Annotated in this window: 22 protein-coding genes; 16 read left to right on the top strand and 6 right to left on the bottom strand. The window is 38.0% G+C overall.

Features of this window, described 5'->3' with window-relative positions:
• Positions 1 to 12: 12 nt before the first annotated feature.
• From MM239_RS12780 to scpB, 5 genes are all read left to right on the top strand, one after another.
• The gene (locus MM239_RS12780) at positions 13 to 375 is read left to right on the top strand and encodes a class III extradiol ring-cleavage dioxygenase family protein (RefSeq protein ID WP_241348638.1); all 363 of its coding nucleotides are present in this window, start codon (positions 13 to 15) and stop codon (positions 373 to 375) included.
• Positions 376 to 432: 57 nt separating this feature from the next.
• Entirely contained in the window at positions 433 to 651 is a 219-nt protein-coding gene (locus MM239_RS12775) for a hypothetical protein (protein WP_241348637.1), read from the top strand.
• A gap of 162 nt (positions 652 to 813) precedes the next feature.
• Positions 814 to 1,119: a lamin tail domain-containing protein gene (locus MM239_RS12770; RefSeq protein WP_241348636.1), complete on the top strand. Its 306-nt coding sequence runs from the start codon at positions 814 to 816 to the stop codon at positions 1,117 to 1,119.
• A gap of 656 nt (positions 1,120 to 1,775) precedes the next feature.
• On the top strand, positions 1,776 to 2,159 hold the full coding sequence (locus MM239_RS12765) for a TraR/DksA family transcriptional regulator (RefSeq protein ID WP_241348635.1): 384 nt from the start codon (positions 1,776 to 1,778) through the stop codon (positions 2,157 to 2,159).
• 2 nt (positions 2,160 to 2,161) lie between these two features.
• Positions 2,162 to 2,722 carry an SMC-Scp complex subunit ScpB gene (scpB, locus tag MM239_RS12760; RefSeq protein ID WP_241348634.1) on the top strand — a complete coding sequence of 187 codons (561 nt, stop codon included), beginning with the start codon at positions 2,162 to 2,164 and terminating at the stop codon, positions 2,720 to 2,722.
• Here the strand turns inward: scpB and MM239_RS12755 are convergent.
• Positions 2,719 to 3,345 (bottom strand): SprT-like domain-containing protein, encoded by a 627-nt coding sequence (locus MM239_RS12755; RefSeq protein ID WP_241348633.1) that lies wholly within the window; start codon positions 3,343 to 3,345, stop codon positions 2,719 to 2,721. The two genes, scpB and MM239_RS12755, sit on opposite strands and share 4 nt — an antisense overlap.
• A gap of 244 nt (positions 3,346 to 3,589) precedes the next feature.
• Here MM239_RS12755 and MM239_RS12750 point away from each other — a divergent pair, with 244 nt between their 5' ends.
• From MM239_RS12750 to guaB, 8 genes are all read left to right on the top strand, one after another.
• On the top strand, positions 3,590 to 5,125 hold the full coding sequence (locus tag MM239_RS12750) for a SulP family inorganic anion transporter (RefSeq protein ID WP_241348632.1): 1,536 nt from the start codon (positions 3,590 to 3,592) through the stop codon (positions 5,123 to 5,125).
• Positions 5,126 to 5,396: 271 nt separating this feature from the next.
• Positions 5,397 to 6,635 carry an MFS transporter gene (locus MM239_RS12745; RefSeq protein ID WP_241348631.1) on the top strand — a complete coding sequence of 413 codons (1,239 nt, stop codon included), beginning with the start codon at positions 5,397 to 5,399 and terminating at the stop codon, positions 6,633 to 6,635.
• Positions 6,632 to 8,155: an alpha,alpha-trehalase TreF gene (gene treF, locus MM239_RS12740; RefSeq protein WP_241348630.1), complete on the top strand. Its 1,524-nt coding sequence runs from the start codon at positions 6,632 to 6,634 to the stop codon at positions 8,153 to 8,155. The genes MM239_RS12745 and treF overlap by 4 nt, the downstream gene beginning before the upstream one ends.
• A gap of 11 nt (positions 8,156 to 8,166) precedes the next feature.
• Entirely contained in the window at positions 8,167 to 9,408 is a 1,242-nt protein-coding gene (locus MM239_RS12735) for a fibronectin type III domain-containing protein (protein ID WP_241348629.1), read from the top strand.
• Between the two features lie 250 nt (positions 9,409 to 9,658).
• Entirely contained in the window at positions 9,659 to 10,420 is a 762-nt protein-coding gene (locus tag MM239_RS12730) for an SDR family NAD(P)-dependent oxidoreductase (RefSeq protein WP_241348628.1), read from the top strand.
• Positions 10,417 to 11,193 carry a M15 family metallopeptidase gene (locus MM239_RS12725; RefSeq protein WP_241348627.1) on the top strand — a complete coding sequence of 259 codons (777 nt, stop codon included), beginning with the start codon at positions 10,417 to 10,419 and terminating at the stop codon, positions 11,191 to 11,193. Before MM239_RS12730 ends, MM239_RS12725 begins: the two co-directional genes overlap by 4 nt.
• A gap of 99 nt (positions 11,194 to 11,292) precedes the next feature.
• Positions 11,293 to 12,039, top strand: coding sequence for a ThuA domain-containing protein (locus tag MM239_RS12720; protein WP_241348626.1), 747 nt, complete (start codon positions 11,293 to 11,295; stop codon positions 12,037 to 12,039).
• 262 nt (positions 12,040 to 12,301) lie between these two features.
• Entirely contained in the window at positions 12,302 to 13,780 is a 1,479-nt protein-coding gene (guaB, locus tag MM239_RS12715; RefSeq protein WP_241348625.1) for an IMP dehydrogenase, read from the top strand.
• A 176-nt stretch (positions 13,781 to 13,956) separates the two neighbouring features.
• On the opposite strand, the gene MM239_RS12710 is transcribed toward guaB, so the two are convergent.
• Both MM239_RS12710 and rlmH read right to left on the bottom strand, forming a co-directional pair.
• Positions 13,957 to 16,749: a M16 family metallopeptidase gene (locus MM239_RS12710; RefSeq protein WP_241348624.1), complete on the bottom strand. Its 2,793-nt coding sequence runs from the start codon at positions 16,747 to 16,749 to the stop codon at positions 13,957 to 13,959.
• Between the two features lie 122 nt (positions 16,750 to 16,871).
• Positions 16,872 to 17,345 (bottom strand): 23S rRNA (pseudouridine(1915)-N(3))-methyltransferase RlmH, encoded by a 474-nt coding sequence (gene rlmH, locus MM239_RS12705; RefSeq protein ID WP_241348623.1) that lies wholly within the window; start codon positions 17,343 to 17,345, stop codon positions 16,872 to 16,874.
• Positions 17,346 to 17,683: 338 nt separating this feature from the next.
• On the opposite strand from rlmH, the gene MM239_RS12700 reads away from it, so the two are divergent.
• Complete coding sequence (locus MM239_RS12700; RefSeq protein WP_241348622.1) at positions 17,684 to 18,187, top strand: fasciclin domain-containing protein; 504 nt, start codon at positions 17,684 to 17,686, stop codon at positions 18,185 to 18,187.
• A gap of 149 nt (positions 18,188 to 18,336) precedes the next feature.
• Here MM239_RS12700 and MM239_RS12695 read toward each other — a convergent pair whose 3' ends face one another.
• On the bottom strand, positions 18,337 to 18,816 hold the full coding sequence (locus MM239_RS12695; RefSeq protein ID WP_241348621.1) for a YcxB family protein: 480 nt from the start codon (positions 18,814 to 18,816) through the stop codon (positions 18,337 to 18,339).
• Between the two features lie 168 nt (positions 18,817 to 18,984).
• Here MM239_RS12695 and MM239_RS12690 point away from each other — a divergent pair, with 168 nt between their 5' ends.
• Positions 18,985 to 19,215 carry a hypothetical protein gene (locus MM239_RS12690; protein ID WP_241348620.1) on the top strand — a complete coding sequence of 77 codons (231 nt, stop codon included), beginning with the start codon at positions 18,985 to 18,987 and terminating at the stop codon, positions 19,213 to 19,215.
• A gap of 56 nt (positions 19,216 to 19,271) precedes the next feature.
• On the opposite strand, the gene MM239_RS12685 is transcribed toward MM239_RS12690, so the two are convergent.
• Positions 19,272 to 19,694 (bottom strand): Fur family transcriptional regulator, encoded by a 423-nt coding sequence (locus MM239_RS12685; protein ID WP_241348664.1) that lies wholly within the window; start codon positions 19,692 to 19,694, stop codon positions 19,272 to 19,274.
• 228 nt (positions 19,695 to 19,922) lie between these two features.
• A complete protein-coding gene (locus MM239_RS12680; RefSeq protein ID WP_241348619.1) occupies positions 19,923 to 22,442 on the bottom strand; it encodes a zinc-dependent metalloprotease in 2,520 nt (839 codons plus the stop codon).
• A gap of 357 nt (positions 22,443 to 22,799) precedes the next feature.
• Between MM239_RS12680 and MM239_RS12675 the strand changes: the two genes are divergently transcribed.
• On the top strand, positions 22,800 to 23,666 hold the full coding sequence (locus MM239_RS12675) for a mechanosensitive ion channel family protein (RefSeq protein ID WP_241348618.1): 867 nt from the start codon (positions 22,800 to 22,802) through the stop codon (positions 23,664 to 23,666).
• Positions 23,667 to 23,831 lie beyond the last annotated feature (165 nt).

The raw sequence follows: 23,831 nt of genomic DNA, 5'->3' as shown, positions 1-23,831 counted from the left end.
CCTGACGAATTTTTGCCAGATTGGTCTGCTAATGATATTAGGAGCACTGCCACTTGTGTTTTCCAAACTAATGGGGAAGGTCGTAATGGATTTAGAGCTTTGGCAGTCCAGCCAATTGTACCATTCAATGGTGAGCTTTATTTGAAAATTAATCCAGAGAATTTCGTAGAACCTAAAATCGCTTTTTTTGGAAAGTCAAAGCAAAAAGGAAGTGGTAATAGACCTGCCACCGTTTTTGTGTCTTATAATAATGATGGAGTAACTTTTTCTATTCCTATTGCTATTGGCAATTCAGCGTCGTTTCCTAATTCAGACACAGCATATAAACTTTACGAAATAGCGTACCCGAGGAGTTTTCCGAAGAGGAATTGTTGATACTAATTCTTAGAAGTAAAATATGGCACTGGGACAGGGCTTTCGGCTAGGTTGTTCATGTATGATTTTGGTATCTATGATGGGGATATTACTTTTTCGAGGGAAGTTTCAAATGGCTCTCAACTGATGTTGACCCCAAGGAAAGAATTTGAGGAAGATATCAACTATGTACTAAGTGTACCGCTGCGAAAAACTATCCCAGGACTCCAGTACCATGGGAGCAGAAGAGATTTTTTAACTGGGATGCGACTCCACCTAATATTGATCAAGTTTTAGCAGTCAATCAAAATGAAATATTACTTTTATTTTCAGAACAAGTTGACCCAGTATTTACAGCTTTAGTTAATAATTTTAGTATTGATGGTGTACAACCACATCATGTGAGGCAGCAAGATAATGGGTACTCACTTTTGCTATCTAGGTCTCTTGAATTTATTGATGGAAACAAGTATAAGTTGTATGGTGGTGAGAGCAGCAGGTTTGGTAGGTAATTTCTCAAATGATTTATCGATAGATTTTGTTTTTGAAACACCTCAAAGTGTTGGATTCAAATCGATAGTAATCAATGAAGTGATTGCTGCTCCTAGGCCAGGGAATACCCTACCCAATGTTGAATACGTGGAGTTGTTCAACAAAAGTAATGTAGCTGTAGATCAAAGTGACAATTGGCAATCGGCTTCAGCTTCTGTAGGCTTTGTAAGCTCATGGCTCAGAAATTCAAATACTTTTGTTGGTCAAGAGTAATTTGGTATTGAGGTATTTCCCAAAGTTTTTCTGCCCGAAGCAGCAGGTGATCAGCCATTTACTATCATAAGTTACAAGGTGTATTCTCCCAGGAAAGTTAGTAACAATAAGAGTCTTCAGTACTGTTGGATTACTAGTAAGGGAAATTTGCCAAAATGAAATATAGGGTACTTAAGGATTTTATATTTGGGATGGCACTGACTCTGCAGGTAGGAAAGTTAGACCTGGACATTATGTTCTCTTATTTGAAATGTAAGATCTTTCATGTAATGTGATCAATACAAAAAAAACTGTTGTATTTTGGTCAAAAGTCAAATAAAAATTTTATTTATAAAAAAATCTTATTATTTTGAACCATATAACCGATTTAAACCTAACCCAAAATGAATCACGATATTATATCACAAACCTTAAAAACCTATTTTATAGAAAAAGGTAAGACTATCAAGGTAATACAGAGGTACTTACGTATGAAGTACCACTTGATAATGGATGAGAAAGTACTTGAAAAAAGAGTTGAAAATCTTTCACTGAACTAAAAACCGCCGCTAAGGCGGTTTTTTATTTTTGGAATTACAAAAGGTAGCAGTATTTTAGGGGCTTTCAAAACCCGCGGTGGGAAAAAAAGGTATAAACCACTAACAAACGCAAATGCTATGAGCCAAGAAGAAAAGACAGCTTACTCTTCAGTTGAATTGAAGGAGTTTGAAGAGATTATCCTACAAAAGCTCAGCGTGGCCAAAGAAGAGTTGAACTCTCTGAAGCAAACACTGAGCAAAAGCAATGATAGTGGTACAGACAACACAGCATCGACCTCCAAGCTTTTGGAAGATGGTGCTGACACACTAGAAAGGGAGAGCTTGAATCAATTAGCCGGAAGGCAGCAGAAGTTTATTATTAATTTGGAAAATGCATTGGTGCGTATCAAAAATGGTACTTACGGTGTGTGTGTTGACACTGGAAAGTTGATCTCAAAAGAAAGATTGAAAGCTGTACCTCATACCATGCATTCCATAGAAGCCAAGTTAGCCAAGAAGTAAATTTGGACTTTTTACACAGACATATTGAAGCACTGGTGTTTTGTGCACCTGAGCCTATTTCAGTGGAGGAAATTCAAAAATGCCTTTCTGAAATGTTTGAATCTGAAGTCCCATTAGATCATATTTTGACTGCAATCTCTGATTTGCAGTCAAAATATGCCTCTGAAGATTTTTCATTCAGCTTAGAGCACCTTGCTGGAGGTTACCAATTTTTGACCAAACCAGCATATCAAGCAAGCATCTCTATATTGCTCAAGCAGCAATCGCAAAAAAGGCTGTCTACTGCCCAGCTGGAAACTTTGTCGATCATTGCATATAAGCAACCAGTCACGAAAACTGAAGTCGAGCAAATCAGAGGTGTAAGTTGTGATTATTCTATCCAAAAGCTTCTAGAAAAGGAATTGGTGACGATCAAAGGCAAAGCTGATAGTATAGGTAGACCTTTACTTTATGGCACTAGCGATAAATTCATGGAGTATTTCGGTATTAATACCCTCAAGGACTTGCCACAACCAAAGGACTTTACTTCAGAAGAGAATCAAATAGGTGAAGAGAAGGATTAGTCTGATACTGGCTTGACTTCTGCGTGATTTGAAATCAAAAATTTCCTTCCAGATATCAATTCTAAACAAAGGACTCTTGTCCTTCGAAGTTCTAATTTTTCAAAAACCCTTCCTCTCAATTCAAATTTACTTCCAGTTTTTACCTGATTAAGGTAAAGACCATTCTCTATTTTTGATTTTTTGTCAAATTTCTTGATTTCAATCATTAGCCATGTATCTGCACCTGAACTTGCTTTTGGATTGATCATGTATCTTCGCAATGGGATTAATATCTCAATAGGGAATACGTCGGAAGTAAGCAGCGGGCTCAATAATTTTTGGAAGCTTCGTTTCCATTCTATTCCATGCGGTTTGATTTTCAAACCATAGGTAGAAAAGGCCCTTAAATGAGCCACTTCATGAATGTAAGTAATAAGAAATTGATATGGGTTTAGGTTATGGTTAATAGTAATGGTTTGTATTTTTTGGTTACTCCTATACCTGAAATCTCCCAGTTTACTCGTGCGCTCTTGCGTGATATGAAAGCTGAATGGTGTTTCTTCCCAAAGTGATAAACAATAGCTGACAGCTTTCTCAGGAAGGTGTTTTTTAAAAGCCTGAAGAAATCTTGGATCACGATTCATAATTCGAAATATAGTCAGGTTTTAGACATAATGTTTTATGGCATTCATTTTTTCTTGAAATACAGACTTGTATTGCTTAGGACTTTATTTAAAACCAAATACCTTTGCGATCACTTCAAAATTTGCGTCAAAATAAGGATTAAATAGCTGAGCTTGACTTCGGGAAATTTTTAATTTCTCTTCACAAAGGAGGCTGATTTTTGACACAAGATTGGCTATTAAATTTTACAGTATTTAAATATAGATGCAAAAAGTAATTAATCTGTTTGATTTCAGAATGAAAATCAATTATAAAAATGAGGTGCTTGCAGGTCTTACTGTAGCTATGACTATGATTCCAGAGAGTTTGTCTTTTGCGATACTTGCAGGACTTTCTCCATTGACTGGATTATATGCGGCTTTTCTCATGGGGTTGGTTACGGCAATTTTGGGAGGTAGACCTGGTATGGTTTCTGGTGGTGCTGGGGCAACTGTGGTTGTGCTGATAGCTTTGGCCTCATCTTATGGTGTCGAATATTTGTTTGCAGCAGTTATTCTAGCAGGGGTTTTACAGTTCTTAGTTGGAATATTTAAGTTTGGTAAATTTGTTCGCCTTATTCCCCAGCCAGTTATGTATGGCTTCCTCAATGGACTTGCGGTGATTATATTTATGGCTCAAGTAGGACAGTTCAAAGTGAAAGAAAGTGGTGTAGAGGTCTGGATGCAAGGTTCTGCACTTTACCTTATGATAGGGTTAACCTTACTTACGATTGCGATTGTCTTTTTTTTGCCAAAGATCACCAAAGCGATACCTTCTTCATTGGTAGCTATTATGGTAGTTTTTGGAATTGTATATTTCTTTGACTTAGATACCAAAAAGGTAATAAATATTGCATCGGTAAGCGGTTCATTCCCTTCGTTTCACATTCCTCAAGTTCCTTTTTCTATAGAAACTTTAAAAATTATTTTCCCTTACGCATTGGTTATGGCAGGAGTAGGACTGATCGAAAGCCTTCTGACTTTGAATATGGTAGATGAGATCACCAACACCAAAGGACAATCAAATAGAGAGGCGGCAGCACAAGGAATAGCTAATATTACCAATGGTTTTTTTGGTGGTATGGGTGGGTGTGCTATGGTTGCTCAAACGCTTGTTAACATTGGCGCGGGTGCTAGAGCCAGACTGTCTGCAATAATAGGAGCCTTGACTATTTTGCTTATCATACTCATAGGGGGACCAGTTATTGAACAAATTCCTATGGCAGCACTGGTGGGTGTGATGATGATGGTTGCCATTGGAACGTTTGAGTGGGCTAGCTTTCGAATCGTAAATAAAATGCCTAAACACGATGTCTTTGTAGCTTTTATAGTGACCGTTATTACAGTTTTGCTTCATAATTTGGCATTGGCAGTATTGATTGGTGTGGTGATTTCAGCATTGGTGTTTGCGTGGGAAAGCGCAAAAAGAATCAGGGCTAGAAAGTATATGGATGATCAAGGAGTGAAACATTATGAAATCCATGGGCCACTTTTCTTTGGGTCGATAACAGCTTTTATGGACAAGTTTGATGTGGTATCTGATCCAGCCACAGTTGTTATAGATTTCAAAGAGAGTAGGGTTGTAGACATGTCGGCTATAGATGCATTAAATAAAATCACTGAAAAATACCATAAAGAAGGTAAAAATCTTCAGATTAAGCATTTAAGTCCAGATTGTAGACAGCTTTTGAAAAAGGCAGAAGATGTGATTGTCGTGAATATCATCGAGGACCCAACTTACAAAGTCATGCCAAACAGCTAAAATCTCAAGCTGATATTTTAAATGACACAAGATATAAAAGGTGAAAAATGAGTTGGATAGTTTATTAAGATCATTTTTCACCTTTTAGTCTTTTTCAAGACAATGTGGGACATAGGTTTGCTTCAAAGAATAATTTCTTTTCTAAATTTTGAAGCTAATCAGAGTTTATTTTGGCTTTTTATATTTATCTCCATTAAAGATCGATTGCAATATTTTCAAAATCACAGATTTTTCACCAAATTGATTAAAATTAACCTTTTAACTTTTATAAATGAATTCAAAATTGCTTGTTAAGCTTGCTTTGGTTTTTAACTATATGGTCCTCGCCGTATTGTTGAATTCCGTAGGAGCAGTGATTCTTCAAGTACAAAGGACATTTGATGTGAGTAAATCAGAGGCGTCAATTCTAGAAGGCTTTAAAGATTTACCTATTGCAATTTTCTCATTTTTGGTAGCTTCATTTCTACCAAAGTTGGGAATTAAAAAGGGAATGCTAATCTCTTTAATTGCTGTTGCGTCATTATGCTGGATGATTCCATTATTGGCAGATGATTTTTGGTACTTCAAGATGCTATTTGCAGGAGTGGGTATCTCATTTGCTGTGATCAAAGTATCTGTATTTGCCACTATAGGTCTAGTCACAGACTCTTCAAAGGAGCATAGTAGCTTGATGAGTACCATTGAAGGCTTCTTTATGGTAGGTGTATTGTTAGGCAATGTGTTTTTCAGCCTATTTGTAAATGATCTTGACCCTACATCCATGAGTTGGTTAAGCATCTATTGGTTTTTGGGAGCTTTAGCACTTGCAGCAGCCATTCTTCTTCTACTTTCAGAAATAGATGAAACCGCTTCCAAAAACCTCTCAAAAACCTCTAAAGATGATTTTTTTGAAATGCTTCGATTGATCATAAAACCTTTGGTAATTGTTTTTGCTGTTTCTGCATTTCTATTTGTCCTTATTGAGCAGAGTTTTATGACTTGGACACCGACATTCTATCAAGATGTGTTGAAGGTGCCTGCGAGTATGGGAATTCAGGCAGGGGCAGTTTTAGCAGGGGCTTTGGCGATTGGTCGACTATTGGCAGGAGTGATTTTGAGAAAAGTCCATTGGTTGACATTTACACTTGTTTGTACCATTTTGGTAGGTGCATGTGTCTTATTGACTTTGCCACTAACAGCTGGTGATCATGTATTTTCAAATGATGTTACGTGGTTTGACGCACCCTTTGTGGTGTACTTATTTCCTATATTGGGTGTCTTTTTAGCACCTATATATCCTACGATCAATTCTGTAGTGTTGAGTTCATTACCGAGGTATTTACAAAGCTCTATGTCAGGCCTGATAGTGGTGTTTTCGGCGTTAGGAGGGACTACAGGTTCTATGGTGACTGGGCATATTTTTGAAGCATATGGAGGAGTCAATGCCTTTTATTTTTCATTGATTCCGATATTCGCCTTATGTTTGATTATGATATTATTGCATAGACAAGTAAAAAAACAAATGATATGAAATATTTCAGGCAGCCAGAATTTGTATATCCTGGGCTATTTGAGTTGGTGCAAGGAAGTGGACTGTATCCTGATTCTAAGACCTTTGTAGATGCGATTCCCAAAAGGAATCCTGAAGATATCTTGAGTGATTTTTACCGTGCAGTAAAATCTGGGAGGTTAAATTTGAAGGGTTTTTTAAGCCAAAACTTTACAGTTCCAGTAGATAAAGACTTACCTGAGGAAACTTTCGATGATGGCTTAAGTCTGGAAGAGAGGCTTCATCAGCGTTGGGATATGCTGACACGCGAACCTGATGAGGAGGTAGAAGGATCCAGTCTAATCCCATTGCCCAATCCATATGTAGTGCCAGGGGGGCGGTTCAGGGAAGTTTATTATTGGGATAGTTATTTTACTTTGCTTGGCTTGAGGGAATCTGGAAAGATAGACTTGATAGAATCTATGGTGGAGAATTTTGCTTATTTGATAAGGACGTTGGGGCATATCCCTAATGGAAATAGAACATATTTTATCTCTAGATCACAGCCTCCATTCTTTGCCAAAATGGTTGAGCTTCTTGCTGAAGCAAAAGAAGATGAAAAGGTTTATGAAAAATATTTGACAGAGATATGGGTGGAATACTTGTATTGGATCGAAGGTGAGGAAGAAATTCCCTTGCCAGGGAAGTACTACAATAGGGTAGTAAGAATGGATGATGATACAGCACTCAATCGCTACTGGGATGATGAAAATGAGCCCAGAGCTGAAGCCTATATTGAAGATGTAGAAGTGTCAGAAAAGAGCAGACGATATCCAGAGAAGATTTTTAGAAATATTCGAGCAGCTTGTGAGTCAGGGTGGGATTTCAGTTCAAGGTGGCTTTATGAGCCCAATGAACTGAAGACCATTCAGACCATTGCATTGATACCTGTGGATTTGAATGTGCTGATAGGTGAGACTGAGCGCATCATCATAGAATCCATGGAACGTATCGGTGAGGATTCGTTTGTTGTCAATAGGATGAAAAACTTTAGGAAGAACAGAATTGAAGGGATAGACAGGTATTGTTGGGATGAAGGTAGAGGAATATTTTTAGACTATCATATCAAGTTCAAAGAGAAAAATGATAGACCTACTTTGGCCATGCTTTATCCACTTTGGGCCAAAACAGCAACTCAATCTCAGGGTGAGAGAGTTTTGGATTTTGTAGAAAAGAATTTCATGAAAACAGGGGGGCTTGTAACCTCTTTGATTCATTCAGGACAGCAATGGGATGCACCTAATGGATGGGCTCCTCTACAGTGGATAGGGTTTCAGGCAATGATAAATTATGGTAGGTTGGATTTGGCTAAAAGCTTGGCTGAAAGATGGACCAAGCTAAATGAAGAGGTATTTGAGAAAACTGGAAAAATGCTAGAGAAGTACAATGTCGAGGATTTAGAAGTAGAGGCTGGAGGTGGAGAATATCCTGTTCAAGATGGTTTCGGATGGACGAATGGCGTATATTTGGCAATGAAAGCATGGTTGAAAAAATCCGAATAAATTGAACTAACATGAAATTTAAGCAATTTACACCCTTTGCATCACTCATCCTTAGTCTGTTTTTTACTTTGCCCCTATTTGCTCAAAGTGAGCCTTATGGTTTCTATCTTACTTGGGTGGAAGACCCGACAAGTACCATGGTTGTAGATTGGCATAGTGATGATACCAATTCTACTTCTCTAGAGATCAGAAGAAAAGGCACTTCAAACTGGGCATTAATGGAAAGTGATGTGCTTCCTTATCCTTTTTCTGATCGAAGCATCCATAGGGTAAGCTTGCAAATGTTACGAACAGATACAGCCTATGAAATCAAGTTTCCGGGTTCTGATGAGATCTACTATTTCCGAACCATGCCTAAAAATATCAATGAGAAGCCTATAAAAATAGCTATTGGAGGTGATGCAATGCATAACAAGGAGTGGTTAGAAAAGACCAATACAGTGGTAGCATCCTATGATCCTGACTTTATCATCATTGGAGGAGATATGGCTTATGAAAATGGACTTGCAGAAAATGTAGGCCGGATTTATGATTTTTTTGATAGTTACAAGAAAACTTTAATTACCAAAGACAATAGGATTTTACCTTGTTTGGTGGCTGTAGGTAATCATGAAGTTGTAGGTGGGACGATTTATCAGCACGATGGCTATGAGCAGACAGATGAATTTAGAAGGAAGATATCGCCATACTTCTATGCACTGTTCCCTTTTCCTGGTCAGCCAGGGTACAACACCATGGATTTTGGGAAGTATTTGAGTTTGATCATTTTGGATACTGACCATTCAAATCCCATACTAGGTAAGCAGACAGCATGGCTTGAAGAGACATTACAATCCAAAAAAGACTTTTTGCATACCATTCCAGTCTATCATGTACCAGCATTTCCTTCGGTCAGAGAATTTGATGGTAAAACGCAAACAATAGTAAGGGAAAACTGGGTTCCGATTTTTGAAAAGCATGATGTCAGAATAGCTTTTGAAAACCATGATCATGCTTACAAGAGAACTTACCCAATCAGAGACGGTCAAAGAGACCAGTCAGGGATTGTGTATGTAGGGGATGGTTCATGGGGTGTGGGGCCAAGAGAGATTCATGATGTGTCCACTACATGGTATCTTAAGGAAGCAGCCTCTATCAATGCCTTCACATTATTGACGATCGAAGGAAGGCAATTTAGTTTGATTTCGGTGGATATTGATGGTAATGTGATAGATAGTTATCCTGAAACCCCAAAACCTAATACGCAAGATTGAGAATTTAATTGAGGTTATTGTATATCTTCAAGGATACCAGTAACCAAAACGTATAAGGTGTTTTCAGGATTCAGATATGAATTGATACCTGTCCGATGTAGCGGGCTGGAGCCGTCCAGTCGGACAAATTATTAGTTGATACTGCTCCCTAAGTAATCTATTATTTAAATGAAATTCTTCTTCAGGCGTAAAACGGATAATCAAATTGATGTTTAACTTGTAAGTTTGCCCAAGTTTAAAGTAAGTTAATATGGAAAAAAAGATTGCACTAATCACAGGTGCAACTTCAGGAATAGGTAGAGCTACAGCAATGGCTCTTGCCAGTATAGGCTTTGATATCATCGCTACAGGAAGGAGATCGGAATTGCTAGATTCCTTAGGTAGAGAACTTCCGAAAGAAGTTAGGTTTTTGAGTCTTTGTTTTGATGTCAGAGACAAAGATGTAGTAAATCAGCAACTTGCATCGTTGCCTGAAGAGTGGAGTCAAGTTGACGTGTTGGTAAATAATGCTGGAAATGCACATGGCTTGGATCCAATACAAAATGGATCGTTGACCGATTGGGATGCGATGATAGATATCAATGTGAAAGGCTTGCTCTATGTTTCTCATGAGATCATTCCAAAGATGGTAGCGAGAAACAGTGGGATGATTGTAAACATTGGATCAATAGCTGCCAAAGAAGTCTATCCAAGTGGCAATGTTTACTGTGGTTCCAAGCATGCTGTAGATGCTATTACTCAGGGAATGAGAATGGATTTGAATCAGCATGGAATCCGTGTGGTGGGGATTCACCCAGGCCTAGTGGAGACAGAGTTTTCTTTGGTAAGGTTCAAAGGAGATGAGCACCGATCTTCAGCAGTTTACCAAGGTTATGAGCCGCTTCTAGCTACAGATATTGCTGATACGATCGCCTTTGCTGTAAGTAGGCCAAAGCATGTAGTACTTGCAGACATTGTAATATTACCTACTGCTCAGGCTTCTGCTACTTTGGTGAAAAAAAATAACATATGAGAGGTAAAAAATCATTAAACATAATAACACTTTCCTTGCTCATCTTATGGGGTTGTGGAAATAGCGACTCTTCAGAAGAACGTGGTGCAGCGTCTGACTTGGGAGATGTAGAAAGTGAGACAGTAGAGGAAAGTCAGGGTAAAACGAAAGAAGTAGAAGTTGATGAATTGGAGCAGAGTTTGATAGCTGCAGGATTGGTGGATGTTGAGAGGGTTATTGAAGATGTGTTTGTAGATCTGAAGTACTCTACTACTGATAATTTTTTTGGGATTGATGTTTATGGAGATTTGGAAAGATGCTATTTGCAACCGGAAGTAGCTGAAATGCTAAGAAAATCGCATGAGCATCTTCAATCTACACATCCTGAGCTCACTTTTTTGATCTATGATGGGGTAAGACCACTCTCTGTGCAGCAAATATTGTGGGATAATTTGAATAAACCTGATAGCATAAAACCACTCTATGTAGCAGACCCCAAAGTTGGGGGGCTACATAATTATGCTGTCGCTGTTGACCTGACGCTAGCAGATAAAAATTCTGGTTTACCTTTGGATTTAGGTACTGAATATGATTACTTTGGGTATCCTGCATATCCAGACCGAGAAGATCAGATGCTTAGAGAAGGCAAAATCACCAAAGAACACGTAGCAAATCGAGAGATATTGAGAGATGCTATGGCTAAGGGAGGATTTACAGGAATTGGCTCCGAGTGGTGGCATTTCAATGCATTTTCAAGAAAAGTTGCTGCTCAAAAATTCCAATTAATCAAATAATCGAAGCTATATCTTAAAGACATGTTACTTTAGATTAAGAAATGTGATCTGAATATATTTTCACAAATCCATAAGTGCCACTAGAACTGAAATCTTGACATGAAAAACCCTCAAACCCGAAATTTCCTTTTGACATTGATTATACTTTTACTGTTTTCAAACCTTAGTTTTGGGCAACATCAATTTAAAGCATTGGTGTTCAGCAAGACAAAGGGATTTCGTCACCAAAGTATTCCAGACGGCGTGGTTGCTATCAAAAAATTGGCTAGGGATAATGTTTTTGATGTTTTTACCACAGAGGATGAAGATTTCATAACGGACAAGAATCTTGCTGATTTTGATGTAATTATACTCATGAGTACTACGGGGACTATCTTTAATTCAGATCAAAAGAAGAGTATAGAAAAATTTGTACAAGCAGGTAAAGGTATAGTAGGAATCCATAGTGCTACTGATACAGAATATGAATGGGAATGGTACACTAAGCTGATTGGGGCTCAGTTTCGCAACCACCCACATCAGCAGACTTTGAAGCTGAATGTGGTTGATAGAGACCATCCTGCTACTTATCACTTGCCAGAGAAGTGGGTATGGTCAGATGAGATTTATGCTTTCAAAAATTTCAATTCAGAGGTGAAAGTTTTGATCACAGCAGATGAGAGAACATACAAGACAGGTAATGGCATGGGAGAATTTCATCCTATCGCTTGGACCAATGAGTATGACGGTGGACGGATGTTTTACACCGCATTGGGCCATACAGATTGGGCATTTCTTGATGATAATTTCATGAAGCATATACTAGGTGGCATTTGGTGGGCAGCAAAAGGATATCCTGTAGACTGATTAAGTATCATTCAGCTAAGTTTTGCCAGATTTCAATACAACAATTACAGAAGTTTCACGTGGTAGGAAAGTCCATTAAGAAAAATGAATCTGGCAAGTCTACTATTCTTTGCTGAATGATTGGAATTAATATTAGTAAAACAATACGCAATGAGCTTAGAATTTTGACTGAGCTAAAATTTATTTTTCAATGTATAATAATAGCAATCAGAATTGTTTGTAACTTTGGCGGGCAAATAGGGTGACCTAACCAATATTTGCTATGAATCGAAACTCCGATAAATTTCTCTTTGAAGCACTCACTTACGATGATGTGCTTCTTGTCCCAGGATATTCTGAAGTCCTGCCTCGCGACACCAACACTTCCACCCAACTTACTAAAAACATCCGCCTGAACATACCTTTGGTATCAGCAGCTATGGACACTGTGACTGAAGCAGAACTAGCTATTGCTATTGCGCTTGAGGGTGGCTTGGGATTTATTCATAAGAATATGTCCATAGAGAAGCAAGCTGCTCAAGTAAGGAAGGTAAAGCGTTCACAATCAGGAATGATCCTGGATCCTATTACCCTTGATATTGAAGCCAAAGTAAAAGATGCTGAAAATATCATGAGTGAATATCATATCGGTGGAATACCAGTAGTGGATGATCAGCGTGTACTAAAGGGGATCATTACTAATAGAGATTTGAGATTTATCAAAGATCATGGCCGAGCTATCAAGGACATCATGACTAAGGATAATTTGATTACAGCCAAGGCTGGTATCTCATTGGAGCAAGCAGAGGAAATCCTTCAAGAATTCAAGATTGAAAAGTTGCCAATCGTTGATGATGAGTATAAGCTTACAGGCTTGATTACTTACAAGGATATCTTGAAGCGTAAAGACAAGCCACATGCTTGCAAGGATGAGTTTGGAAGGTTGAGAGTTGGGGCTGCAGTCGGTGTGACGGCCGATATTGTAGAAAGAGTAGATGCTCTCAAGCAAGCTGGAGTAGACGTAGTATCTATAGATACTGCTCATGGACATTCCAAGGGAGTGATAGAGACATGTGCCAAGATCAAAGAAGCATTCCCTGATTTGGATGTGATAGTGGGGAATATTGCTACTGCAGAAGCGGCTATTGCCCTGGCTGACGCTGGTGCGGATGCTGTAAAAGTCGGTGTTGGACCAGGTAGTATTTGTACTACAAGAGTTATTGCTGGTGTAGGGGTACCTCAGTTATCTGCTGTGTATGAATGTTCTGAAGCACTTAAGGGTAGAAATGTTCCAGTAATTGCTGATGGTGGTATCAGGTATTCTGGTGATTTGGTAAAAGCTGTGGCGGCTGGTGGTAGTTCGATTATGATCGGCTCACTACTTGCAGGTACTGAAGAAGCACCTGGTGAAATGATCATCTATGAAGGAAGAAAATTCAAATCCTATAGAGGAATGGGTTCACTAGAAGCGATGGAGTCAGGTTCGAAAGACAGGTATTTCCAAGATGCTGAAGACAATATCAAAAAGCTAGTGCCAGAAGGTATAGTAGGGAGAGTTGCTTACAAAGGACTGGTATCTGAAGTATTGTATCAATTGGTCGGTGGTCTACAGGCTGGTATGGGCTATTGCGGCACCAAAACAATAGAAGATTTGCAAAAGAATGGTAAATTTGTGAAGATCACAGCAGCAGGAGTAAAGGAATCTCATCCACATGATATCAGTATCACCAGAGAGGCTCCTAATTATTCTGCAAAGATGTAGTATTTATAAATGAAAGCTAAAAGTCTGCTTAGAAAACATTTTTAATAGTAATATTAGGTTGAAATCTAAGTTAAAACAGGATATTTGAAACTTAAAGCCCCTAGCAATTTTTCATGGCTAGGGGCTTTTCTTATGTGGTTTTGTATTAGGCTTTGCCTAAATGTATTTAGATGGTCTTAATTGGCTGGGAATCTTTGAATTTCAAGTAAATTCTCAGCAGTCAAGTAAGAATTTGCTGCTTCTTGAATACGGTCTACAGTTACAGCTTCTATGGAAGCTTTACCTTCTAGGATGGTATCCCATTCAAATCCATAAGTTCGTACAGCTGACATTTGGCTACTCCAAAAGTTGTTTCTTTTAAGGTTTTCCTCATAAGCGATTCTTCTTTTCTCTTTCACTTTATTAAGGTCTTCCTCAGTTGGTCCATTTTCCTGGATTTTTTTCACCTCTTTCCAAGCTGCTTCTGTGAGCTTGTCTACCATATCTGGACTACATGGGAATTGAATTGTAAAGCTGAAGTTATCCACTGGCTGTATTCCCATGCTTCCACTAGCACCTACACCATATACTCCACCTATCTCTTCTCTCAGGTTCTCGATCAGTTTGATCGTGAGTATCTCACCTAAGTAGCTGATATCAGCAGCTTTTTTGCGATCGTATGATGTTTCACCACAGAAAAACATAATAACCTGAGATTTCTCATCTGTTCCCACCTCGATTCTTTCCTTTTCACCTCTTGGTCTGCGAATTCCTAAGTCTACGAATTCATCTTTTTGATCAGGATTGCCTGGTAAGCTACCAATATATTGCTCTAGCATTGGTTTGAATGTGTCTAAGTCAATATTTCCAGTGAAGAAGAACTCAAAATTTGCTGCATTTGAAAATCTATCAGCAAAAATTTCAAGACCTCGGTCAATATCGATTTTATCATAATCTGCTGGGTCAAAAATCCCCATAGCCCTCGGGTTGCCATTTGCCAAGATTTTATTCAAGGCTTTCGAAAATTGATAATCAGGATTTGCTTGTGCTCCTTCAAGCTGAGTCTTTTGATTGGTTTTATATACTTCATATAGCTCAGTATCCTTGCGGGGCTTTGTAAAGTACAAATGCATCAATTGCATTGCAGTCTCAAGATCTTTCGGTGAGGTTGTTCCTGATATTGTTTGAGAATATGTACTGATATTTGGTGTCAATGATACTGTTTTTCCAGCTAGTACTTTTCTAAGGTCACTTGGTGAAAAATCTCCAACTCCCATGACATTCACCATAACGCCAGCATTGCTAGCAGTCAAATGTTCTTCGTCAGTATATAAGGACGTACCGCCTTTACCAGTTACAGAAATGAGGATCTCATCATTTTTGAAGTCGGTAGATTTGACAAATACCCTTGCGCCATTTGATAGCGTAATTTCTTGAATGTCAACTGTAGCAATTTTTTCGGAAGAAATTACTTTTCCCGCTTTAGGTAGTTCTGTAATGAGTTCTTCTGCAAGTAGCTTTTCTTGATAAGGCGTCAATTGCTTTTGATCGACTGCATCGAATAATGCAAGAACCTCATTTTCGCTAGGAAGATTGTCTTTTTCTTTATCTGGTGCTGTGATCACTATGACCCTGTTGTCCTCTCTTACAAGGACTTTGGCCAAAGCATTGATTTCTTCTAGGGTGATTTGAGGCATTACTTCTTGATAGAACTCATATCTCCACTGTTGATCCTCTGCAAAGCTGCCTTCTAAGTAATGTGACACATATTTTCCAACTAGGGATCCGGATTCGGCTTTGTCCATTTCTTTTGAGGCTTTTTCTGCAGAGTTCATCAAGGATTTTTTAACCCTATCTAACTCCTGCTCAGTAAAACCGAATTGTGCTACCCGCTCATTCTCTTCTATCAATGCTTGGATCGCTATACTAGCTTTGCCAGGAGCCACGGCTCCAGAGGTTGAGAAATAGTCTAGGTCTCTGACAAAATTTCCATACCCAGCGCCAGCATATATAAATGGTGCATCTGGTTTTTGCCTGATTTCATCCAATCGCTGACTAAGCATTCCACTATACAGTCTTCTTTTCAAGATGTTTCTGTAATCTTCTCGTGTAGACGTAGGTAATGCTTTATGCTTATAGTAGAGCTGAACTTGTATTCCAGGAGCTTCATGATCAGTTGCGATAGTCACGAATGATTCCTCATGTACAGGAACTTTGTAAGCCTCTCGTTCTTTTGGGTTTTCTGGATTTTCCAATCCAGAAAAGAATTCCTTGATCAATGCTTCTAATTTGTCAGGGTCTTCATCTCCAACAGCTACTACTGCCATCAGGTCTGGCCTATACCAGTCTCGATAAAACCTTCTGATTGTCTCGTATTCAAAATTTTCGACAATTTCCATTTTTCCGATAGGAAGCCTGTCTGCATACTTACTTTCATGAAGTAAAACAGGCAAAAACTTATCCCTTATTCTCTGTCCGTAGCCTTGACCAGTTCGCCACTCTTCTACGATTATACCTCTTTCTCCATCAATATCTTCTTCCTCCATCAAAACACCTCCGGCCCAATCTGCCAAAACCAAGAATCCACTTCTAAGCTTCTCTTCATCATCTGAAGGTATAGGCAATATGTACACTGTCTCATCAAATCCAGTATAGGCATTCAAATCCCCTCCAAATGAAACTCCAATAGATTGTAAATAGCTGATCAGTTCATTCTTTTCAAAGTTTTTAGTACCATTGAAAGCCATGTGTTCTGTAAAGTGTGCTAATCCTGCTTGATCATCGTCTTCCAAAACAGATCCTGCATTGACAGCAAGTCTTAATTCTACTTTTTTTTCAGGTTTTGGGTTCTGCTGTACATAGTAAGTTAGGCCATTATCTAATTTTCCAGTTCTTACTCGGGAATCAAGGGGTACTTTCTCTTGTGCGATGCTAGGAAAAATATTTACTAGCATTATACCCATCAAAATTAAAGTGAATTTTGTTTTCATAATTTTTAAAATTTTAATCACTTCGTAAAATAATAAAAATTATTTAGTTCAAAGAAATCTTGGTGTTATAATGTGTTAAACCAAACTTATTATTATCAATGTCAAGTCAGTGAATTTGATTATTATTCATGATGGTAAGGCTCATTCTTCAATATGGTAAATGCTCTATAAACTTGCTCTATGAAAAATGGACGTACCATTTGATGAGAAAATGTCATTTTGGAAAGGGATATTTTTCCATTGGCTCTTTGGTAGACTGTATCAGAAAACCCATAAGGTCCGCCTATTACAAAAATAAGTTGCTTCAATCCAGCATTCATTTTCTTTTGCATGAATGTTGAAAAATCAACTGAACTGTACTGCTTACCATGTTCATCCAAAAGTATTAATTCATCAGATGGCAGGATTTTTTTTAAGATCATTTCACCTTCCTTCTCTTTTTGGAGTAACTCTGTAATTGATTTAGAATTTTTTAGATCCGGAATGATTTCTAATTCAAATTTGATGTAGAAATTTACACGTTTAGTGTATTCATTTATCAATTCGATTATTGCCTTTTGGTCTGTTTTGCCTACTGCTATGAGCTTGATTTGCATGATGCAAAGTTACTTTTCATTTTTAAAATTATGTTACTATTACTTGACTTTGGGAGGTAAATAAATTTTGCAGCATTTTTACTTTCAAATTCCTATAATTCTTATTCATTACTTAAATATTTGTGGTTCAAAATGAATATTGTATTTGAAATATATGTTGATAATTGTCAACTCTTAAATAAAAAATAATCTTTGAAAAATACATGAATGTAAGAATTTGGGATTTGAATGCTGTTTTTTTGTCATTTGTGATTTTTTTTTAAAAAAAATATAACTTCTTGATAAACAAAGTGATGTTGTTTTGAATTTATATACCACTAACCAAAAACTATTTAACTATGAAAAAATTACTAGCCTTTGCTTTGATGGTTGCTTTTTTTACAACCTCAGCATTCACACTGAACAATGACACAAGTTTAAAGTCAGCTGAAGCTGATATCGTAGACTTGGCAGCGCAGACAGAATTTCTATCCACTCTAGTTGCAGCTGTAAAGGCTGGTGATTTGGTCGATGTTCTAAAAGGTGATGGTCCATTCACTGTATTTGCTCCAAGTAATGAAGCTTTCGAAAAGCTTCCTGCTGGAACAGTAGAAACTCTACTTAAGCCAGAAAACAAAGATCAATTGGTACAAATCCTTACTTACCATGTCGTGCCTGGAAAAGTATATTCTAAAGACTTGAAAGATGGTATGACTGCAACTACGGCTCAAGGGAAAGATGTTAAGATCTCTTTGAAAGACGGAAAAGCAAAAGTGAATGGTGCCACTGTAACCTCAGCCGATATTGAGGCTTCAAACGGCGTAGTGCATGTTATTGATTCTGTCATAATGCCTACAATGTAATCGTAGCTTTCTACATTTGACACAAGGAAAAAAGCCTTCTTAATTTTCAAGAAGGCTTTTTTATGTTCTGTTATTAAATACGCTTTTTTTGATTTGAGCGATTTAATTCCTGAAAATTTTGTTGTAATTAAACAATCATGATATTCGGATTAAGATTCTTTAATGTATCCTTTTCTTTTAAGGATGGTTTCAACAAACTTTTTATCATTTTCTGAATTGAAAATTTTAAAAGGCAAATGAATAAATTGGGCTTTGGACATTACCAATACAAAGGCATCTTTGGTCTGCTGCACACTTTTAATCATTCCCCAGTTCACAGGCATACCTTGCTTGGCATTTAGTTTCATGAGTATTTGTCTACTATCGATTTCATAGGCAAGCTTTTCGAACATGACCTTGTTTTGTTCCATTTGAGTCACACCAGTAAATTGAATAACCCAAAATAAGATATATAGAATATATGCTAAAATAGCCATGCTGATCCACCACCACGAAGGAATCCACAAGTACCCACAACCAATCGCAATGGCAATTAGGATTACCCACCATTGTTCCTTAAGTACATTGACTAATCCCATTTTGATATATGTACCAGCTTCAAGTTTGTATTTTTTTGTTTTTACTATCATTATGCTAATTTTTCAGTTTGCAAATATCCGATGATCTCAGTTATTTACCAAGCTAAAGCTGAAACCTTTGGTGTTTTTCGCGATGTATCACATAAAAATGAAATAGTTCTTGACAAAAAATTGAAAGTTTGAACTATATATTATAACTTAAGGAAAATTTTCGTCATTATGAGTAGCCTGTTAGTCGATTTGATTCTCCTTGGACTCGCCTATGTGGTGCTGATTTATATTGTTGCTACGCTTACCAAACCCCATGTTCATAAAGGAAAAAATAAGGGTGAAGATGGTGAAGGTGGAGTAGAAGACTATACTCCTCCAAAAATTGACTTACCTCCAGGTGTCGTTTGGTATTCAGAGGTAGAAAAAGCCAAAAGTGAACAAGCTACCATTGATTTCTAATCCAAGTCAATAATTTCGATATTTGCCTATTTTTTTTGTACTTAGCCCCCTAAATCTTAATTACATTTATTACATATTCCTTGGATCAACAAGTTCGCCTCTTTGTTGACAAATCCTTCTGGGAGCTTCACTAATGGTAATGTGGAATCTTCTAGACAGATAGTTTTGCCACATTTTTCACATTTAAAATGGACATGATCGTGGTCATGATGATGGCTTCCTTTGCTATGGTCGTGAGAGCAAAGTGCATACTTAGTAGCTCCACTATCATCTAGAACTTTATGAATCAAGTCTTTTTCCAAGAAAGTTTTTAAAGTACGGTATAAGGTTACCCTGTCAAAGTCGTTTTTCAATACATTTTCCAAGTCAGCATGTGAAAGGGCGGAATCTTTATCTATAAAAGTCTTCAATACTTCCTGTCTACAGCTTGTTACACGAAGATTATGATCTTGTAATATTTTCAATGGAGTAATAGCCATGCGTTTGGGGTCATTTTCTGAATAGGTAAAAATAGAGATAATTTTCCTATCTACCACAATTTCATGGTATAGCATAAATAGGAGGTGCTGAAAAATGTCAACTGGAGAATAAATTCTTAAAATTTTGATGATTCCCCCATCTAAGGAGTCCTGTTTTTAAGTATTCCCGAAATAGAAAGGCTACCAGAATCCTGGTAGCCTTTGATAAATCTCATAATTCAATTGACTTTATTTAGGGTCAAGGATCAGTTTGATACGCTCTAATGCGTCTTCTAAGTGAAGTTTAGAAGACCTATCGGAAGTTTTACCAATTGCAGAAGAGACTTGTCTTTGTAGTGTTTTCAGTTCACCTCTTACTATTGGTCTAATATCAGATTGGGAGGCGTTGATCATAGGGCCAAACCTTCTAGCCATCGGAGAGTTTGGCTCATCATTGGTCATGAGGTATTCCAATCTTTCTAGATGAGCTCTTTGCAGAGTCCTTCTGTGGATGTCTATTGCTTTACCAGAAGACAGTTCGGTCCAAATGCCATCTCTTAAGTCGTCAAACAATTCTAGCATACTGTAAGCATTTTTGCTATTTAATGCTTCATTTTCTATTACTCTGCCCAATCGTCCCCAGTCTAGGATACCGTTGAGTGCTCCTACTTGTACGCCTCTGATTCTCTCAATTGCTCCAAAGTCTCCAATCCTTGAAATGATCTCTTGATCCATCAGCCATGTTGGAGTAGAAAACAACTCTTTGTTCAAGAATTGAACAGCTCTTTTTTGAGTTTCTTTATCGGTATGAACATAGACAGGCTCACCTTGACCAGTTGACTTATACAATTCATATACACCACCAATATTGGTTCTCACATGACCCATATAGCGGTTATACTGACCAATTACCTGTCCATACATTTCTTCCAGGTCAGCGTAATCCTTGTAAGGTTTATCTTCTTCTGATGTCCAAAGCATGAGGTTTGGAAGAATGACTTTCAAGTTCTTGATTCCATAATCAGATGCCTTCATGGCATCATCTCCCAAGTCTTCACTCTGTGTGCTTGGATCATAGTTGTTTCCTTGACGGCCAAATCTGTAAATAGGATCATCAGCTTTTTCCATGATCCATTTATCTAAAGTTGGTTGCTCCTCTTCAGGTGTTTTTGCATCAAGTATCGGCTTGTATCCCCACATGATGGAGTATTTGTCATATGGCCCTACATTTGGCATAAGACTTACGTTTTCATCTCCTGGCTGGGCGATATAGTTGAATCGCGCGTAATCCATGATGGAAGGAGCTGTGCTATACTTGGCTGTGAAAGTTGCCGAACGCAGAGAGTCTACAGGATAAGCGTGTGATGAGGCAAAGTTGTGTGGCAAACCTAATGTATGGCCTACCTCGTGAGATGATACAAATTGAATCAATCTACCCATCACTTCCTCACGGAAATTGACCCCCCTAGCTTCTGGATTGACGGCGGCTGTTTGTATAAAGAACCAGTTTCTTAACAAGTTCATTACGTTGTGATACCATCCGATATCAGACTCTATGATTTCACCAGATCTTGGATCTGATACATGAGGCCCGTATGCATTTTGAATGTCGGAAGCAAAATATCTGATCACTGAGTACCTTGCATCTTCTGGGCTCCAATCAGGGTCTTCTTCCTTAGAAGGAGCATCTTTAGCAATAATAGCATTTTTGAATCCTGCCAGCTCAAAAGCTGCCTGCCAGTCTTCTACTCCTTGTTTTAAATAGGGAATCCATTGACTAGGTGTAGCTGGGTCTATATAGAATACGATAGGTTGCTTTGGTTCTACAAGCTCTCCTCTTCGGTATTTCTCATAGTCTTCCTCTTTGACCTCTAATCTCCACCTGTCCAAAAATCGCTGAGATGTAGCCTTCTGCTGATCCAGTCCGTAATCCACAACGGATCTACTAAACCAACCAACACGCCTATCAGCAAGTCTTTTCATCATAGGCTCTTCTGGAAGGAGTACCATCGATGAGTTCATTTCTACTGTGATCAGACCAGTACTTGAGTTTGAAGGCGGCTCGGTAGCTGCATAAGTCATGACATACCTTGCCTCAACATTCATCGGGAATGTGCTGATTTTTTCAATATAAGACCTGTCAGTATCTAGTCGAGTCACTTTATATTGAGTCCTGTTGTTCTTTGGTAAACCGATCGCTTGCACATCCTTACTGAAAAGATCAGTCACTTCGATAACAACACCTTTGTCATCTTTTGCCAAGGCTTTGACGTCAAATTTTTGAAGGATTGGTTCTAAGTTAGAATTTTTTACAGCGATAGAAATCGGTAGAGAATCTGCGGCAGTATTGGTATATGAAACTACTCTCAAAAGTACATTGTCTTTTTCTTTGTCCCATCTTACGAGTAAGGTATTGGTGCGCTCTCCGCCATAGCCAATTCCTTCTGCTGTTCTAGCTATTGTCGTCACGATGAGCATCTCTCTGCCGAGCATCTCTTCTGGGATTTCATAAAAATATTTCCCGTCGAGTTCATGTACATTGAAAAGCCCTTCTTTGGATGTGGCTTTGGAGGTGATTACTTCGCTATAAGGTTTTGGGCCAGATTTAGAAGCTTGGGGTTTTTGGGTTGAGCTAGATTCTGCTGGAGGAGTAGCGGATGCTTTGCTTTTTTTCTTTTGAGCCATTGTATCTTGTGCAAATAGCAATGAACCCAAAACCAAAGCTCCCATCATACCTCTGCGGATTTTGATGAGGGTAAATTTCTTCATATGGATATTGGTTGACTTAAATTTGACTTTGAATTTAAGTCCGAATTTTATTTTTTGATCTAAGAGGTACATTAATATTTTACGAGCGGTGATTCGTGGCAATAGAAGGTGTGAAAATTTGTATTTATTGTGATAATGAAACCTTACTTAAATATTAAGGTTTTTTAAATGTTGGTTAATTTGAGTCTAAAGTGAATGAAATCAAAAATTTGGATTTTTGAAAGGTTATAAAATGGATTCTGCACCCCAAATTTATGCTTGAGGCAAGATTTTTGTTTAGTTTTGTAAATCTTTGAGAATTGAATTAGTTTATAAATGTGAGAATATCAAACCAAATAATAAATAAAAAAAATAGTTATGGAGTTAAATTTAGACATGATTGACATTATTCAAGCAAAATTCGTAGAGTTTTTGTTTGATTATGGTCCAAAAATCATAGGGTCACTGATTACATTTTTTATAGGTAAATACATTATCAATGTCCTGATGAAGGGGCTCTCAAATCTCTTTTTGAAATACGACATTGATGCTTCACTTGCTTCTTTTTTGACTAGTTTATTTAGAGCTTTATTATATATAGTATTGTTCATTACCATAGCGACACAGCTAGGTATGGAACTCACCTCTTTTATCGCAATCTTGGGGGCCGCTGGTTTGGCTGTAGGTCTGGCCTTACAAGGATCACTATCAAATTTTGCAGGAGGTGTATTGATTTTGATATTCAAGCCCTTCAAGGTAGGTGATACCATAGAAGCTCAAGGTACCTTAGGAGCTGTAGAAGTGATAGATATCTTGTATACCAAAGTGAGAAACTTTGACAATAGGGTAGTGACTATTCCAAATGGTGCTTTGGCAAATAATTCTATCATAAACCTTTCTCAAAAGCCCACCAGAAGAGTTGAAATGGCTGTAGGAGTCGCATATGGTACGGATTTGAAAAAGACACGAAAAGTGATCATGGATGTTTTGAAAAAGGACGAGAGAATCCACGCTGACCCAGAGCCAGTGATGAAGTTTATTGGATTTGGAGATAGTTCTTTAGATCTTACTGTTAGGTGCTGGACTGATGCGGGGGATCTTTGGCCTGTATACTGGGATAATATGGAGGCATTGAAAGAAGCTTTTGAAGCTAATGATATCGAAATTCCATTCCCACAAAGAGATGTCAATCATTACTATCCAGAAGGTAAGCCTGGAGAGCCATCTGAAGAAAGGAAAGATTGATTTTAAACGAACAAAAAAAAGCTATCCAAAATGGATAGCTTTTTTATTGTGTGCCGTGCATGGTAACTAACTAGGTGGTGAAAGTCCACTGTGGGGGTTTGTAATCGCCAACCACTAGCCAAGAGCAAGGGTGTCCAATGCGAAGTGGAATCTGAAGGAAGCTGG

It is taken from the genome of Belliella filtrata (assembly GCF_022549775.1).
Classification (GTDB): Bacteria; Bacteroidota; Bacteroidia; order Cytophagales; family Cyclobacteriaceae; genus Belliella; species Belliella filtrata.
This window is presented reverse-complemented; position numbering and strand designations above follow the sequence as displayed.